The following is a 15534-nucleotide window of genomic DNA, read 5'->3' on the forward strand; positions in this document are numbered from 1 at the left end:
AAGCAGAGCAAAGTCACCCGGTTCGTTCCTGCAAGAAACGACCAAAGCAGTGTAGTTGTTCCCTGCGGGAGAAAGCGTAACGCACGGCAATGCCGGACGCCGAATCGGGCGCGGGGGAGCAGCAGAGAACCCGGCTACGATCCTCTCCCGCAGCGAAATGCCTTTGCGATCCCGCTGGAACGATTCCTCGACCTTCTGACTGGAGATACACGCCGTGGCCCATGCCGCTTTCCACTGGGATGACCCCTTCCTGCTCGGGCAGCAGCTGAGCGACGACGAGCGCATGCTGCGTGACGCGGCCGCCGCTTACTGCCAGGACAAACTGGCCCCGCGCGTGCTCGACGCCTTCCGCCACGAAAAAATGGACCCCGGTATCTTCCGCGAGATGGGCGCAATCGGCCTGCTGGGCCCTACCATTTCCGAGCGCTACGGCGGCCCGGGCCTGAACCACGTGGCCTACGGCCTGATTGCCCGCGAGATCGAGCGCGTGGATTCGGGCTACCGTTCAATGGCCAGCGTGCAAAGCTCGCTGGTGATGCTGCCGATCCATGAATTCGGCACCGAGGCCCAGCGCCAGAAATACCTGCCCGGGCTGGCCCGCGGCGAGTGGATCGGCTGCTTTGGCCTGACCGAGCCCGACCACGGCTCCGACCCCGGCAGCATGGCCACGCGCGCGCACAAGGTGGCCGGCGGCTACCGGATCGAGGGCAGCAAGATGTGGATCACCAACAGCCCCGTGGCCGACGTATTCGTGGTCTGGGCCAAGGAAGTGTCCGCAGGGGGCGCGCTGGGCCCCATCCGTGGCTTCGTGCTGGAAAAGGGCATGCGCGGGCTGAGCGCCCCGGCGATCCACGGCAAGATCGGCCTGCGCACGTCGGTCACCGGCGAGATCGTGATGAATGCCGTATTCGTTCCCGAAGAAAACGCCTTCCCTGAAGTGCAGGGCCTCAAGGGCCCCTTCACCTGCCTGGACAGCGCGCGCTACGGCATCGCCTGGGGCGCCCTGGGCGCCGCCGAATTCTGCTGGCACCGCGCGCGCCAGTACACGCTCGAGCGCAAGCAATTCGGTCGCCCTCTGGCGGCGAACCAACTCGTCCAGAAAAAGCTCGCCGACATGCAGACCGAGATCGCCATCGGCCTGCAAGCCTGCCTGCGCCTGGGCCGCATGAAGGACGAAGGCACGGCCGCCGTGGAGGCCACCTCGCTCATCAAGCGCAACAGCTGCGGCAAGGCGCTGGACATCGCCCGCCAGGCGCGCGACATGCTGGGCGGCAACGGCATCAGCGACGAGTTCGGCGTGGCCCGCCACCTGGTGAACCTGGAAGTGGTGAACACCTACGAGGGAACGCACGACGTGCACGCGCTGATCCTGGGCCGTGCCATCACCGGCATTGCGGCCTTCTCGAACTGAGATCGGATCAATCGCTGCGATCCATCAGCAGCGCTTGCCGCAGCAGGCGCGTGGCCCGGTCGCGGATGCGCAGCGGGCTGTTGCCCGGCTGCGGGCGCGCCTTGGCCAGCGCGCAGGCGGCCAGAAAGTCCTGCAAGATGGCGCTGTCGTCCAGGGTGTCCAGGCCGTGCCGGTGGAACTCCGGGTGCCATTGCGTGGCGGCGATGTAGCCCCTGCCCCGCGCGGGGCTGCGGCGGATCGCCTCGGGCACGCCGTCGGGGCGGCTCCAGGCTTCGATCTGAAAGCCCGGCGCGAGCGACTTGATTGCCTGGTGGTGGATGCTGTTCACGCGCGCCAACCGCTGGCTGGGGTAGAGGCTCGCCAAGCGCGTTCCCGGAATGAGTTCCACCGCATGAAAGTTCTGGTCGTAGGTGGCCGCGTCGCGGTGGCGCAGCGCGCCGGGGTGCTGGGTTTCGATGTCCTGGTACAGCGTGCCGCCAAACGCCACATTGATGAGTTGCAGCCCGCGGCACACACCAAAGATCGGCTTGCCGACCTGCTCGAATGCCTCGACCACGGCCAGGTCGTACAGGTCGCGCACGCGGTCGCCAAGCCATTCCGCGCGCAACGGCTCCTCGCCGTAGCTGCCGGGCCAGATGTCGGCGCCACCGTGCAGGACCACGCCGTCCAGCCAGTCGGCATAGTGGGCCAGCGTGACGTCGCCCCGGGCCGTCTCTCCGGTGGGACAGGGCACCATCACCACCATGGCCCCGGCGGACATGATCCAGTGCGCGATCGACTGCTCCACGTATTGCAGGGTCTTGCCCGTGAACAACGAGCGGTCGGGGTCAGCGTGTTGAAAACAGGCGGACAAACCAATCTTGAGGCGGCGGGTGGCGGGCATGGGGTCCTCCGGAGGGAATGCGGTTTGCGTGTCACCTACGAAAAAGAAATAATCGCACCAATTTGTAATATTGTGTCTGCGTGGTGTTTACCGGGAAAAGCCGGTGCACGGCCGATCGGGCGCACCTCCAGCACGCGCAGGACGAACCGCTCCACGGCGCCCGGCAATGTGGCGTATGCAGTCTTTAATTTGTAACATTTGTCCTGTAGCATCTGAATAGCGTCGGTATCAATTGACAATTTCGTCAGAAATTTGCCCCCATTCATAAGAAGTCTATTTTGCAGAGTGAAATAAACTTGCTCCCATTGTTGACTTTACCTTTTGTCTCGCCGAACAATGGCCTGTCAGACAATCTAAACGCAAAACAAGAGCAACGTGAGCACCATCATCGCCCCAGGTCTCGTCGACCCACACGACCTCAGCACGGACCGTCAGTTCTCCATGAATCTGGCGCGTGGTTTAAAGGTATTGCGTGCATTCACGCCAACGGCGCGGTTGCTTGGCAACCGGGAGCTTGCGGACCGCACGGGTCTGCCCAAGCCAACCATCTCGCGCCTGACCTACACCCTCTCGCTGCTGGGCTACTTGAACCGTGATGCGGCGCATCAGAAGTACCGGCTCAGTCCCGGCACGCTGTCGCTGGTCCATCCCCTGCTCGCGAGCATCGCGGTGCGCCAGTTGGCCAAGCCAATCATGGAAGCGCTGGCGCGCAGCACCGGGTGCACCGTGAATCTGGGCATACGCGACCGCATCCACGTCGTGTACATCGAGTCGGTGCATTCCGACACGAGCAACCTGCACCATTCGGACATCGGCAGTGTGCGGCCGCTGTTGTCCAGCGCCATCGGGCGCGCGCTGATCCTGGCCTGCCCCGCGAAGGAGCAGGCGGCGATCATCAACTACCTGCGGGTACAGAACCGCACCCTGTTCGATACGCACCGGGTCATGTGGGAAGCCGACCAGAGGCTGTTTGCCGAGCGCTCCTACTGCCATTCGCGCGGCGACTGGTGCCAGGACGTGCATGCGGTCGCGGTCCCGCTGCGGCAGCCCGCGAACGAGCCGCCGCTGGCCATCAACTGCTCGCTGATCACGCACCGCGCGCAGAAGGACCGGCTGGTGCGCGAGGTCGTCCCGCTGCTGCGCGACGCGGTGTTCCGGCTGGAAACCGCGCAGGGCCTGCGCTGAAAGCCGGCCGCGCTGCGGCATGCCCCGCAATGTCCCCGCCATAGCAGCGGGTCATTGCGAAATCTTGCGCGCCTCTTCGATCTGGTATTCGAAATACCGTTGAAAGCTGAACGCGAGGCTCGCCATCAGCACGCTGGCGCCCACGAGCAGCGCGAGCACGATGGCGCCCACGGTGAGCCAGCGTGTTTCGCCGGCGGCGGCGTCAGGGGGCGCGGCGGGGTTGTAGCGGGCATTCCATGCATCGGGCGTCATCAGCGCGAACAGGATGGCGCGCAGCGCGCAGCCCGCAATGGTCAGGCCAAGCAGCGGAATCAGCACCCAACTGTAATGGTCGTCCTGACCAAACTGTTGCACCCGCTCGACGCCGTAAATTCCCAGTGCCGTGGGGATGGGCAGCAGCCAGCCCGGCAGGTCCGCCAGGCCGTGCAGATAAAAGCGGTGCAGGCCCACGGGCCCGCCGACGAAAGCGAGCCAGGCCGCCAGGGTTTTGTTTTTCATGGTTTTGCTCATTCCGGCGCGGTGCGGTCTGCCTCGCCCAGGGGCTTTTCCATGAGCACGATGTCGCGCCAGGCGCCGAACTTCCAGCCCACGGACCGCATGATTCCCACCTCGGTAAAGCCCAGCGCGCGGTGCACGCCGATCGATCCCGCGTTCGCCGAGTCGCCGATGACGGCCAGCAGCTTGCGCACGCCCGCGGCCTCGGCCTGCGCCGCCACTTCGGTCAACAGCCTGCGCCCCAGACCCAGGCCGCGGGCGCTGTCGCTCACGTAGATCGAGTCTTCGGCCGAGAAACGGTACGCCGGGCGCGGCTTGAACCAGTTGGCGTAGGCAAAGCCCAACACTTGGCCGTCTTTCTCGGCGACCAGCCAGGGCAGGCCGCGCGCCAGCACATCCGCGCGGCGGGCGGCCATATCGGCTTCGCAAGGGGGATCGATCTCGAACGTCCCCGTGCCGTGGAGCACGTGGTGCCGGTAGATGGCGGCAATGGCGGGGATGTCGCTGGCGGCGCTGGGGCGGATGGTGGGCATACCGTGGATAGGGATATAATTTCGGGTTTTGCAGCGGGGCGCTGGCTGGGTGGTCACGCCGCGTGTTTCAAACGAGACGAAACGCTGTGAATCATTGTGTATTTGCTTGGCTGGTTGCGGACATTGTGCGGCTCTCTGGGCAAGACTCGGGGTCACTCAGGGCCAATGGCGTACCGCAGGCCTCCCCCGAAGGATAAATCATGGTCGTCATTCGACTCTCCCGCGGCGGCTCCAAGGGCCGTCCTTTTTTCAGCATCGTCGTCGCCGACAGGCGCGTGCGCCGTGACGGCCGCTTCATCGAGCGCATTGGCTTCTACAACCCCAGCGCCAAGGAAAACGAAGAGGGTCTGCGCATCGTGCAAGACCGGCTGACGTACTGGCAGAGCGTGGGCGCCCAGTCCTCGCCCACCGTGGACCGGCTGGTCAAGCAGGCCGCCAAGAAGGTGGCCTGAAGTGCCCCGAAAAGGGCGGGTTCCGTTGGTTTGCCGCACGGAACCCGCCCTTTTTTCATTTTGCTTTCCCGTTCCGGAACCCCCTGCATGGCCGCGAGCCTGCCCCTGGACCCCGCGCAGCTGCCTGACGACGCCGTCGAAGTGGGGCGTATTGCCGACGCCTGGGGGGTCAAGGGCTGGTTCAAGGTGCTGCCCCATAGCCGCGATCCGCAGGCCCTGTTCGCGTCCAGGCGCTGGTATCTGCAACCGTCCGAGCGTGGCGGCGCCAAGACCTTCAGCGGCACGCTGCAGCTGTCCATTCTCCAGGCCAGGGAGCACGCCGACGTGCTCGTCGCGCAGGCGCAGGGAATCGACGACCGCGACGCCGCCGATTCCCTGCGCGGAGCGCGCATCTTCGTTGCACGCTCGGGTTTTCCATCGCCCGCGCAGGACGAGTACTACTGGGTCGATCTGATCGGCCTTCAGGTCAGCAACCGCGAAGGCGTGGCCCTGGGGCAGGTGCGCGAACTGCTGTCCACAGGCCCGCAGACGGTGCTGGTTCTGGCCTGCGAGCAGGACGGCAAGGCGCACGAGCGCATGATTCCTTTTGTCTCGGCCTTCGTGGACACGGTGGACCTGCCCGAGAAACGCATCACCGTCAACTGGCAGCCCGACTACTGACCAGGCCCCGCGCCCCGCATGCGCTTTGACGTCATCACCCTGTTTCCCGGGCTGTTTGCGCCCTTTCTCACGAGCGGCGTGACCCGCCGCGCGTACGCCGGCGGGCAGGTCAACGTGCGCCTGTGGAATCCGCGCGACCATGCCGAGGGCAATTACCGCCGCGTGGACGACCGTCCTTATGGCGGCGGCCCGGGCATGGTCATGCTCGCCGAGCCGCTGCTGCGCTGCCTGGAGGCCGTGCGTGCCGAACGCGCCGAACCGCGCGAGAGCCAAGCTCCGCTGCTGCTGTTTTCGCCCGTCGGCAGGCCGCTCGACCACGCCGCCGTGGAGCGCTGGTCGGCGAGCGCCGGGGCCATTCTGTTGTGCGGACGCTATGAGGGAATCGACCAACGCTTCATCGACGCGCACGTCGATCTGCAAATGAGCCTGGGCGATTTTGTTCTCTCAGGGGGAGAAATCGCCGCCATGGCCTTGCTCGACGCCGTCGCGCGCTTGCAGCCCGGCGTGCTCCATGACGCGGACAGCCACCAGTGCGAGAGCTTTCATCCCGTACTCGACGGCCTGCTCGATTGCCCGCACTACACCCGTCCCGAGGAATGGGCCGGGCGGCGGGTGCCTGCCGTCCTCGTATCCGGGCAGCATGCGCAGATAGCGCGCTGGCGCCGTGAGCAGCAACTGGCGATCACGGCGCGCAACCGGCCCGATTTGCTCGACGCAGCGCGCAAGGCCGGCCGCCTGAGCCCTGCGGACGAGGCGGCGCTCCCTGATGCCCTGGAGCGCAACGCGCCGGGGAATTGAATTGCTACAATCGAGGGCTTTTCGATCCTCTGGCCGGCCGTTTTGCAAGCCTCGCGCCGCTGCACAACCCTTGAGACGTCAATCCCGACGCTGCCACTTTGGGCGCGGCCAAGATCGCTGGGAATATAGCCATGAACCTGATCCAGACTCTGGAAGCGGAAGAAATCGCCCGCTTGAACAAGACCATCCCGGACTTCTCCCCGGGCGACACGGTGATCGTAAGCGTGAACGTGGTCGAAGGTACGCGCAAGCGCGTGCAGGCTTACGAGGGGGTGGTCATCGCCAAACGCAACCGCGGCCTGAACAGTGGCTTCACCGTGCGCAAAATCTCCAGCGGCGAAGGCGTGGAGCGCACCTTTCAGACCTATAGCCCGCTGATCGCCGGAATCGAGGTCAAGCGCCGCGGCGACGTGCGCCGCGCCAAGCTGTACTACCTGCGCGCGCGCAGCGGCAAGTCGGCACGCATCAAGGAAAAGCTGCCCGCGCGCACCAAGGCCGTAGCCCCCGCCGCGTAACGGCCACCACGGAATGGCGCATGGGGCGCGCGCGCCGGCCAAGCCACTGCGCCGCCTCAGCCGCATCAACCGATAAAGGCGTCGCCCCCCGGATTGCGGCTGCGCAGCTGCTGCTCCAACTGCCCCACGTACGCGGCCGTGGTGTTGTCCGACTCCTCGGCCCGCGCTGCGAGGCGCGCTTCCAGCTGATCCAGCCGCGCCAGGAACGCTGCATGGGTCTGCTGGCTCTGGGCGTCCAGGAACGCGCGCAGTTCGGTGAAACGCGAGGCCTCGGCCTTGTCGGCCAGGTCGCGCTGGGCCTGCAACTCCTTGGTGTGGCGGCGCGTTTCCAGGAGGACGGAGCCATGCAGCGAAAGCACATAGGCCAGGAAGAAGGTGCCCAGCAGCGCTGTGAGTGCCAGCATCAAGAGCCCCAGCGGAGCTTCCACGGAGACCAGCCCCAGCGATATCTGCGAGGGGGTCGTCAGGGCGGGCCAGTTCAGGACCGCCAGCGCCACGATGCTCAGCACCGTCAAGAGCAGAACGAAGGAACGCAATTGCATGGGGAATCTCCGGTAGACGACGCCCGGCCAGGGCGGCCGATCACATCGATGCGACCGTTGTAATGTATGCGGTGGCGCTCCCCGCCACCCCGCCCGGGCGCAATTTCCGACCGCGTCCTGCTGCGGACCCTGGTCCTGCATGGGTCGGCATCAGTTGGTCTGCGACAACTGCTCCAGGATGGCGGGGTTTTCCAGCGTGCTGATGTCTTGCGTGATGGCCTCCCCCTTGGCAATGCTGCGCAGCAGGCGGCGCATGATCTTGCCGCTGCGCGTCTTGGGCAGGTTGTCGCCAAAGCGGATGTCCCGGGGCTTGGCGATCGGGCCGATTTCCTTGGCCACCCAGTTGCGCAGTTCGTTGGCGATCTGCCCGGCCTCCTCGCCCGTGGGGCGCGCGCGCTTGAGCACCACGAAGGCGCAGATGGCCTCCCCCGTCACGGCGTCGGGGCGGCCCACCACGGCGGCCTCGGCGACCAGGTCGGTCTTGGCGACCAACGCCGATTCGATCTCCATCGTTCCCATGCGGTGGCCCGAGACGTTGAGCACGTCGTCGATGCGGCCCGTGATGCGAAAGTAGCCGCGGTCGACGCTGCGCACCGCGCCGTCGCCGGCCAGGTAATAGCCCCTGAGTTCCTCGGGGAAGTAGCTCTTTCTGAAGCGCTCGGGGTCGTTCCAGATGGTGCGGATCATGCTCGGCCAGGGCCGCTTGATGACCAGGATGCCGCCCGCGCCGTGGGGCATGTCGCGGCCCGTCTCGTCGACGACGGCGGCAGCGATTCCGGGCAGCGGCAGCGTGCAACTGCCCGGAACGAGCGGGGTGGCCCCGGGCAGCGGCGCGATGACGTGGCCGCCGGTTTCGGTCTGCCAGAAGGTGTCCACGACGGGGCAACGCCCGCCCCCCACGTTCTGGTGGTACCACATCCAGGCCTCGGGGTTGATGGGCTCGCCCACGCTGCCCAGGATGCGCAGGCTCGACAGGTCGGAGCGCGCGGGGTGCACGGCCGCGTCGGCTTCGGCCGCCTTGATGAGCGAGCGGATGGCCGTGGGCGCGGTGTAGAAGATCGTGCACCGGTGGCGCTCTATCATCTGCCAGAAGCGGCCCGCGTTCGGGAACGTGGGGACGCCTTCAAAGATGATCTGCGTGGCGCCCGCGGCCAGCGGGCCGTAGGCCACATAGGTGTGGCCCGTGATCCAGCCGATGTCTGCGGTGCACCAGAAGACATCGTCCGCGCGCAGGTCGAAGGTCCAGTCCATGGTCATCTTGGCCCACAGCAGATAGCCGCCCGTGCTGTGCTGCACGCCCTTGGGCTTGCCGGTGGAGCCGCTGGTGTACAGGATGAACAGCGGGTGCTCGGCGCCCACGGCAAGCGCCGCGCAATCCGTGCTCTGGCCCGCGAGCGCCTCGGCAAAGCTCTTGTCGCGGCCGGCCCGCATGGCGCAGGCCGTGGCCGTGCGCTGATAGACGAACACGTTGCGCACGCCGTCGCAGCCGCCCATGGCCAGGGCTTCGTCGATGGTCGCCTTCAGCGGCAGTTCCTTGCCGCCGCGCATCTGGCAGTTGGCGGTAATCACGGCCACGGCGCCCGCATCGACGATGCGCTCGTGCACGGCCTTGGCGCTGAAGCCGCCAAACACCACGCTGTGCGTGGCGCCGATGCGGGCGCAGGCCTGCATCGCGACCACGCCCTCGATGGACATGGGCATGTAGATCAGCACCCGATCCCCCTTGGCGACGCCGTGCGCCTTGAGCGCATTCGCAAACTGACCCACGCGCGCGAACAGTTCCCTGTAGCTGACGCGGGTCAGCGCGCCGTCGTCGGCCTCGAAGACGATCGCGGTCTTGTTCTCGGTGGGCGTGCCGACGTGGCGGTCCAGGCAGTTCGCCGAGGCATTCAGTTCACCGTCGGCAAACCACTGGAAAAACGGCGCGTTGGACGCATCGAGCGTGCGCGTAAAGGGTCGGCTCCACTGCAGGTTGCTGCGCGCCTGGCGCGCCCAGAACCCCTCGAAATCCCCGTCCGCCTCGGCGCACAGCGCCGCGTATGCAGCCATGCCGGACACGCGCGCAGCCTGAACGATGGCGTCCGCCGGAGGGAATACGCGGTTCTCGACCAGCATGGACTCGATGGCGGACGCGGGCGCGGACGCAGTCATGGTTTTGTCTCCTTGATCGCATGATGAAACGGGCCGGTACTGTCGGACCCGGCGCTTACGGGCCACTGACGGGCCACGGACGGGCGTGGATTTGATCACACCACCAGGGGTGCTTACGCACTGGCCAGGGCACCGCAGCCGCCACGCTGCGTGGCCAGCAAGATCGCACCGCGGGGGGGTTGCGCCATCGATCGATTCCACGTGGCCCAAACACTCATAATGAGCGCACATGAACAGAGAACCCACTCCTGAATCCAGCTACACGATCGCGCGTTTCTGGCGCTGTGCCCTGCAGGTAAACCCGTTCGGCTACCAAACCCAATACCGCGGCATCGAACACGGGCTGGATGAAGCTGCTTACAATCAGCAGGTGCTCGACCAGTGCCGGGCACTTGAAATCACGGTAGTTGGCGTTGCGGACCACGGCAGCGTCGATGCAGTCGATGGTTTGCGCCGGTTCCTCGAACCACACGGCATCATCGTCTTTCCCGGTTTCGAGATTGCGTCCAGCGAGAAAGTACACATGGTCTGCCTGTTTCCCGAAGACACGACCACGGATCAATTGAATCGATACCTGGGCAAGCTGTCTCTCACAGATCCCGGGGATACGGTGCAGCCTTCCAACAAAACCTGTCTCGACCTTGCGCGGATAATTTTCGATTGTGGTGGTTTCTGGTATGCCGCGCACATGACCGGCGCCAACGGCCTGCTGCATCTGAACCAAGCTGGCGGGGGACTTTCCCACATATGGAAGGACGAGACGTTGGTCAAAGCTGGCCAGATTCCCGGACCCCTCGAGGATTTGCCACAAAACCACAAGCAAATCGTCCTCAACAAAGACCCGAACTACCGCCGCGCGCACCACATCGCGCTCCTGAATGCCAAGGATGTGGTCACGCCCGATGATTTGGCCAATCCACGCGCGAGCAGCTGGATCAAGATGACACGGCCGGGTTTCGAAAGCTTTCTTGCTGCATTCAAGGATCCTGATTCACGCATTCGACTCGGATTTCCGCCCGAGGCGCACTATTCACGCATGGAGAAGCTGCGCTTTCATGGCGGCTACCTTGACGGCATCGGTATCGAGCTGTCGGCACATCTGAATGCCGTGATCGGCGGGCGTGGGACCGGTAAATCGACGCTGATCGAATGCCTGCGCTACGTACTCGACGTGCCACCGCGTGCGCTCTCCGCCAAACGACAGCATGATGAAATCATCAAGGCAAACCTGGGAGCCGGTGGGCGCATCGCATTGGAGGTGATCTCGCGCACGCAGAACGGCAGACGCTATTCGGTATCTCGTCGCTATGGTGAGCCTTCCGTCGTCAAAGACGATGCGGGGCAGGTATCGACCTTGCAACCGCGCGATCTTCTACCGCGCATCGAGATCTACGGTCAAAATGAAATCCTCGAGCTGGCCCGCGACCCTGCCAGCCAGGCAGCCATCCTGAATCGCTTTCTACCGAGCGGCAGCACGCTGACTGACGAACTCGGCGTCATTGCCAGGCAATTGATCAACAACCGCAACAAGCTGTTGACCGCTGCGCGGCAGAAGGACGATTTGCAGACGCAGGTTGCACGGCTGCCCAAACTGACCGAACAGGTGCAGCAGTTCAAGTCACTGGGTCTTGAAGACAAACTGGCCCTGGTGCCTCAACTGGAGCGCGAGAAGCAACTCGCCGAGCGCGTCAGCGAAGAACTCACCCGCGTGGCCGAGGGATTGGTCATGCTCAACGACAACCTTCCCGATACCGCGTTTCTCAGCGACAAGGCGCTCGACGGGCTGCCACATGCCCAGATCATGGTCCGCATGCGTGCCGCGCTCGATGGGCTCGGCAAGGAGATCACGACCCGACTCGCGGGGCTCCGGGAATTGCATGCTGCAACGACGATGGCGACCGATGCACAGCAGGCCGAATTGAAAAGCAAACTCGACGCCGAATCAGCGGCCCTTGAAAGGGTCTTCACAAACCTGCCCACCTTCGCAGGCAGGCCGGGCCGCGACGTGGGCCGGGCCTATCAGGAACTGCTGCGGGAGATCGAAACCATCCGCCCCAGCGAAGCGCGTGCAGGCAACATGGATCGGTTATTGCACGAACTCCATGGCCAGCGACGCGATCTGCTGGACGCATTTTCGCAACTGCGGGACCAGCGCACCGACGAGTTGCGCCAGGCCACCAGAAAACTCAACCGCAAGCTCGATGGCAAGCTGAGGCTGGATCTGAAGGCCGGGGCACAGCGCAGGGCGCTGAAAGAACTCCTGCTGCGGGTGCCCGGTCTCGGGGAAAAGAAACTTGCCTGGATCGATGAATCCGGAGAGAACCTGACCGTGCCCGCACTGGTCAAGGCAATGCGCGACGGCGAAAGCGCCATCGAGGCGCTGACCTCGGACTGGGGGATTCAGCCCTCGGCGATCGAGGCCCTGGCCCGCCTCGACCGCAGCTTGGTGCTGGAAATCGAAGAAATCGACCTGCAAGATCAGATCCTGATCGAACTGAACATCGCGCACGAGGGTGCGTTGTTCAAGCCGTTGGATCAACTCTCCACGGGGCAGCAGTGCACGGCAATCCTGCACCTGCTGCTGTTGAAGAACGACGACCCGCTCATCATGGACCAGCCCGAGGACAATCTGGACAATGCCTTCATCGCCGAACGGATCGTGACCCAGTTGCGCGGAGCAAAGACCGAGCGGCAGTTCCTGTTCGCCACCCACAACGCAAACATCCCGGTGTTCGGCGATGCCGAGTGGATCGGTATCTTCTCGTCCGATGGATCCCGCGCACAAATGCCCGCCACGGCGCAGGGCTCCATCGACGTGCCGGATATTCGCGACCGCGTCGCCGAAATCCTGGAAGGTGGCCGGGAGGCGTTTTCCCGACGCAAGGAAAAGTACGGTTTTTAGAGAGAGAAGATAGATGCTCAAAACGGAGTTGCTGGAAATCATTGCAAATGGCGAAAACTCGGGCGTCGAGTTCAAACGCGATGACATCCGCGCCGACGCGCTCGCCAGAGAAATCGTCGCAATGGCCAACCTGCGCGGCGGCATGGTTCTGCTCGGCGTCGAGGACGACGGCACAATCTCCGGCATCCAGCGCGGGAACCTCGAGACTTGGGTGATGGATGCCATCCTGGGGCATGTGCATCCCATGCTGCTGCCGTTCTACGAAGTCGTTGCGCTTGATGGCGGTCAACGCGTCGCGGTGGTTTCGGTCACGACGGGAAGCAGCAAGCCGTACGTCCTTCGCCACAACGGCCGCGAAGAGATCTATATCCGCGTCGGAAGTACCGTGCGATTTGCCGACCGCAACCAGCAAGCGCGACTGTTTGCGACGGGAGGCCTGCTGCACAGCGAAACCATGCCCGTCTCCGGAGCGACTATTCATGCCTTGGACCGCGAACGCCTCCAAGACTATCTTCTGAGCTGCGCTGGCGACCGCGAACTGCCAGCGACGGAAGTTGCGTGGATCGATCGCATGCTGGGCTTGGGCTTCATGACCGACGTCCATGCGGCGGCGCCGGTTTGCACCATTGCCGGCCTGGTGTTGTTTGGCCGCACACCGCGCCGCTTCCTGCGTCAAGCGGGCATCCGGTGGATGGCGTTCAGCGGTATCGACAAGAGTTACCAAGCGCTTGACGACACGATTCTTGATGCGCCTCTGGTCGGCCGCTTTGCGCGCCAGGATGGTGGCGCGCGCGAATTGCTCGAACGCGGCCTGATCGAAGACCTGATGGACAGGCTGCAAGGCCAGCCTCTCGTCAGCACGGAGGGTGAAAACCTGGGCGACGGCCTGCGCCGGGAGCGTATCTGGCACTACCCGCCCGAGTCCTTGCGGGAGGCCGTTGTGAATGCGCTGGCGCACCGGGATTGGACCCGCACACCCGAAGTCGAGATCGTCGCCTACTCGAATCGGCTCGAGGTCACCAGCCCGGGAGCGCTACAGAATTCGATGACCGTCGAAAAAATGCTCGCGGGACAACGCTCGCCCCGCAACACAGCCATCGTCGACGTGCTGCGCGACCATGGCTATGTGGACGCGCGTGGCATGGGGGTGCGCCGCAAGATCGTTCCGCTCGTGCGGGCCGCCAGCGGGGCAGAGCCCGACTTCGAAGCGACCGAGGACTACCTGAAGCTGATTTTGCCGCGCTCTGATCCGGGCGGCCCGAACTCGCCCCTGAACTGAAGTCACCTGGCAAAACCGGTTCCGCAGCGCCCGCTGGCCAAGGCCACGCTTCCGCCTAAAATCGCGCCCGCCCGAAACCCTCTCCCTTTAGTTTGCACGCTCCATGTCGCCTCCCCGACCCACTCCCCCCGCACCGTTGCGCCCCCTGCCCACGCTGATCTTTGCCAGCCGGTGGCTGCAACTGCCGCTGTACCTGGGTCTGATCCTGGCGCAGACGGTGTACGTGTTCCATTTCTGGGTTGAACTGCTGCACCTGATCAAGGCCGCGCTGGGCGACACGGCGGCGCTTGGGCAACTGGTGTCGAGCATCGGCTACCGCAGCGACGCCGCGGTCACCGCGCTGAATGAAACCATCATCATGCTGGTGGTGCTCGCGCTGATCGACGTGGTCATGATCTCCAACCTGCTGATCATGGTGATCGTGGGCGGCTACGAAACCTTTGTCTCGCGCCTGCGCCTGGAGGACCACCCCGACCAGCCCGAGTGGCTCAGCCATGTGAACGCCTCGGTGCTCAAGGTCAAGCTCGCGACCGCGATCATCGGCATCAGTTCGATCCATCTGCTCAAGACCTTCATCAACGCGGCCAACTATGACCTGAAGGTGCTGATGTGGCAGACCATCATCCATGTGGTGTTCCTGCTCAGCGCGCTGGCGATTGCGCTGACCGACCGGCTGATGACCCCTTCCGAAGAGCGGCGGCGCTGAGTTTCAACCCAACGCCCCCGCAGCAGGCAAATACAGGCCCTGCGCAGTCGTGATCGACGCTGCCGCGCGCGCGGCCCGTGCGGTGGCGACGGCCGTGGCCTCCGCAGCCATGGTGGCCAGCAGCAGCATCCCCGGGTTTTTTCCCGCGCAGCCGGTGCCCAGGCAAAAGAGGGTGTCGCCGTCGGACATGGTGTGCACGGGGTTGATGCTGCGCGCCAGGCCGTCGTGCGCGGCCACGGCCAGGCGGTGCGCCTGCGCCTTGGTGATGACGGCGTCCGTGGCCACCACGCCGATGCTGGTATTCGTTCCCGCGAGCAGGGACTGGGGGGCGTCTCCGCGCAGCAGGGCGCGGCGCGTGTCGCACAGGCGCAGACCATCCTGCGTGCGGGCGCCGGCGATCACCTGGGCGCTGTCGGGGTCGATCACGTCGCCCAGTGCGTTGCAGGCAATCAGCGCGCCCACGGTCACACCATGGACGGTGACGGACGCCGTGCCAATGCCGCCTTTCATCGCGCGCTGCATGCCAAAGGCCTTGCCCAGCACGGCGCCCGCACCTGCGCCCACATTGCCTTCGGCCGGGTCCCGGGTGCATGCGGCCTGGCACGCGGCATAGCCTGCCGCCGCGTCGGGGCGTATGCGCATGTCGCCCAGCAGCAGGTCGAACAACACCGCCGCGGGCACCAGGGGCAGGCGGCCCACGGCCACGTCAAAGCCTATGCCGTGCTCTTCCAGCCAGCGCACGGCGCCGGTGGCGGCGTCCAGCCCCCAGGCGCTGCCGCCGGCCAGCACGACGGCGTGCACCTGGTCCACCAAGTTGGAAGGGTGGAGCAAATCCGTCTCGCGCGTTCCGGGGGCCGCGCCGCGCACGTCCACGCCGGCCACGGCGCCCTCGCGCGCAATGACCACGCTGCAGCCGGTGGGACGGCGGGTTTCGGTGCAGTGGCCGACCTCGATTCCGGCCACGCGGGTGATGCTGCCAGCGTCGCCGGCCAAGGAAACAGGGGAATGCATGGCCGCCGATT

Annotated in this window: 15 protein-coding genes; 9 read left to right on the forward strand and 6 right to left on the reverse strand. The window is 65.1% G+C overall.

Annotated features, from left to right (window positions below; genetic code table 11):
- Positions 1 to 214: 214 nt before the first annotated feature.
- A complete protein-coding gene (locus D5041_RS16820) occupies positions 215 to 1411 on the forward strand; it encodes an acyl-CoA dehydrogenase (protein ID WP_010104730.1) in 1197 nt (398 codons plus the stop codon).
- A gap of 7 nt (positions 1412 to 1418) precedes the next feature.
- Here D5041_RS16820 and D5041_RS16825 read toward each other — a convergent pair whose 3' ends face one another.
- Positions 1419 to 2294: a gamma-glutamyl-gamma-aminobutyrate hydrolase family protein gene (locus D5041_RS16825; protein ID WP_265285268.1), complete on the reverse strand. Its 876-nt coding sequence runs from the start codon at positions 2292 to 2294 to the stop codon at positions 1419 to 1421.
- A gap of 375 nt (positions 2295 to 2669) precedes the next feature.
- Between D5041_RS16825 and D5041_RS16830 the strand changes: the two genes are divergently transcribed.
- Positions 2670 to 3479 carry an IclR family transcriptional regulator gene (locus D5041_RS16830; protein ID WP_010104733.1) on the forward strand — a complete coding sequence of 270 codons (810 nt, stop codon included), beginning with the start codon at positions 2670 to 2672 and terminating at the stop codon, positions 3477 to 3479.
- A 51-nt stretch (positions 3480 to 3530) separates the two neighbouring features.
- Here the strand turns inward: D5041_RS16830 and D5041_RS16835 are convergent, their stop codons facing one another.
- Entirely contained in the window at positions 3531 to 3977 is a 447-nt protein-coding gene (locus tag D5041_RS16835) for a TM2 domain-containing protein (protein WP_265285269.1), read from the reverse strand.
- Positions 3978 to 3985: 8 nt separating this feature from the next.
- On the reverse strand, positions 3986 to 4507 hold the full coding sequence (locus D5041_RS16840; RefSeq protein ID WP_265285270.1) for a GNAT family N-acetyltransferase: 522 nt from the start codon (positions 4505 to 4507) through the stop codon (positions 3986 to 3988).
- Positions 4508 to 4707: 200 nt separating this feature from the next.
- Between D5041_RS16840 and rpsP the strand changes: the two genes are divergently transcribed.
- From rpsP to rplS, 4 genes are all read left to right on the forward strand, one after another.
- Entirely contained in the window at positions 4708 to 4959 is a 252-nt protein-coding gene (rpsP, locus tag D5041_RS16845) for a 30S ribosomal protein S16 (protein ID WP_010104736.1), read from the forward strand.
- A gap of 87 nt (positions 4960 to 5046) precedes the next feature.
- Entirely contained in the window at positions 5047 to 5619 is a 573-nt protein-coding gene (gene rimM, locus D5041_RS16850) for a ribosome maturation factor RimM (RefSeq protein ID WP_265285271.1), read from the forward strand.
- 18 nt (positions 5620 to 5637) lie between these two features.
- Positions 5638 to 6417 carry a tRNA (guanosine(37)-N1)-methyltransferase TrmD gene (gene trmD / locus D5041_RS16855; RefSeq protein WP_265285272.1) on the forward strand — a complete coding sequence of 260 codons (780 nt, stop codon included), beginning with the start codon at positions 5638 to 5640 and terminating at the stop codon, positions 6415 to 6417.
- Positions 6418 to 6548: 131 nt separating this feature from the next.
- On the forward strand, positions 6549 to 6932 hold the full coding sequence (gene rplS, locus D5041_RS16860; RefSeq protein WP_010104741.1) for a 50S ribosomal protein L19: 384 nt from the start codon (positions 6549 to 6551) through the stop codon (positions 6930 to 6932).
- A 65-nt stretch (positions 6933 to 6997) separates the two neighbouring features.
- Here rplS and D5041_RS16865 read toward each other — a convergent pair whose 3' ends face one another.
- Together D5041_RS16865 and acs are read right to left on the reverse strand one after the other, a co-directional pair.
- Entirely contained in the window at positions 6998 to 7474 is a 477-nt protein-coding gene (locus D5041_RS16865) for a hypothetical protein (protein WP_010104743.1), read from the reverse strand.
- Between the two features lie 150 nt (positions 7475 to 7624).
- On the reverse strand, positions 7625 to 9625 hold the full coding sequence (acs, locus tag D5041_RS16870; protein WP_265285273.1) for an acetate--CoA ligase: 2001 nt from the start codon (positions 9623 to 9625) through the stop codon (positions 7625 to 7627).
- A 229-nt stretch (positions 9626 to 9854) separates the two neighbouring features.
- On the opposite strand from acs, the gene D5041_RS16875 reads away from it, so the two are divergent.
- From D5041_RS16875 to D5041_RS16885, 3 genes are all read left to right on the forward strand, one after another.
- Complete coding sequence (locus tag D5041_RS16875; protein WP_265285274.1) at positions 9855 to 12527, forward strand: TrlF family AAA-like ATPase; 2673 nt, start codon at positions 9855 to 9857, stop codon at positions 12525 to 12527.
- Positions 12528 to 12540: 13 nt separating this feature from the next.
- A complete protein-coding gene (locus D5041_RS16880) occupies positions 12541 to 13806 on the forward strand; it encodes an RNA-binding domain-containing protein (protein WP_265256845.1) in 1266 nt (421 codons plus the stop codon).
- 103 nt (positions 13807 to 13909) lie between these two features.
- The gene (locus D5041_RS16885; RefSeq protein WP_029554612.1) at positions 13910 to 14512 is read left to right on the forward strand and encodes a TIGR00645 family protein; all 603 of its coding nucleotides are present in this window, start codon (positions 13910 to 13912) and stop codon (positions 14510 to 14512) included.
- A 3-nt stretch (positions 14513 to 14515) separates the two neighbouring features.
- On the opposite strand, the gene D5041_RS16890 is transcribed toward D5041_RS16885, so the two are convergent.
- Positions 14516 to 15523 (reverse strand): P1 family peptidase, encoded by a 1008-nt coding sequence (locus tag D5041_RS16890; protein WP_265285275.1) that lies wholly within the window; start codon positions 15521 to 15523, stop codon positions 14516 to 14518.
- Positions 15524 to 15534 lie beyond the last annotated feature (11 nt).

This window comes from Verminephrobacter aporrectodeae subsp. tuberculatae (genome assembly GCF_026127385.1).
Lineage (GTDB): Bacteria > Pseudomonadota > Gammaproteobacteria > Burkholderiales > Burkholderiaceae_C > Acidovorax > Acidovorax aporrectodeae.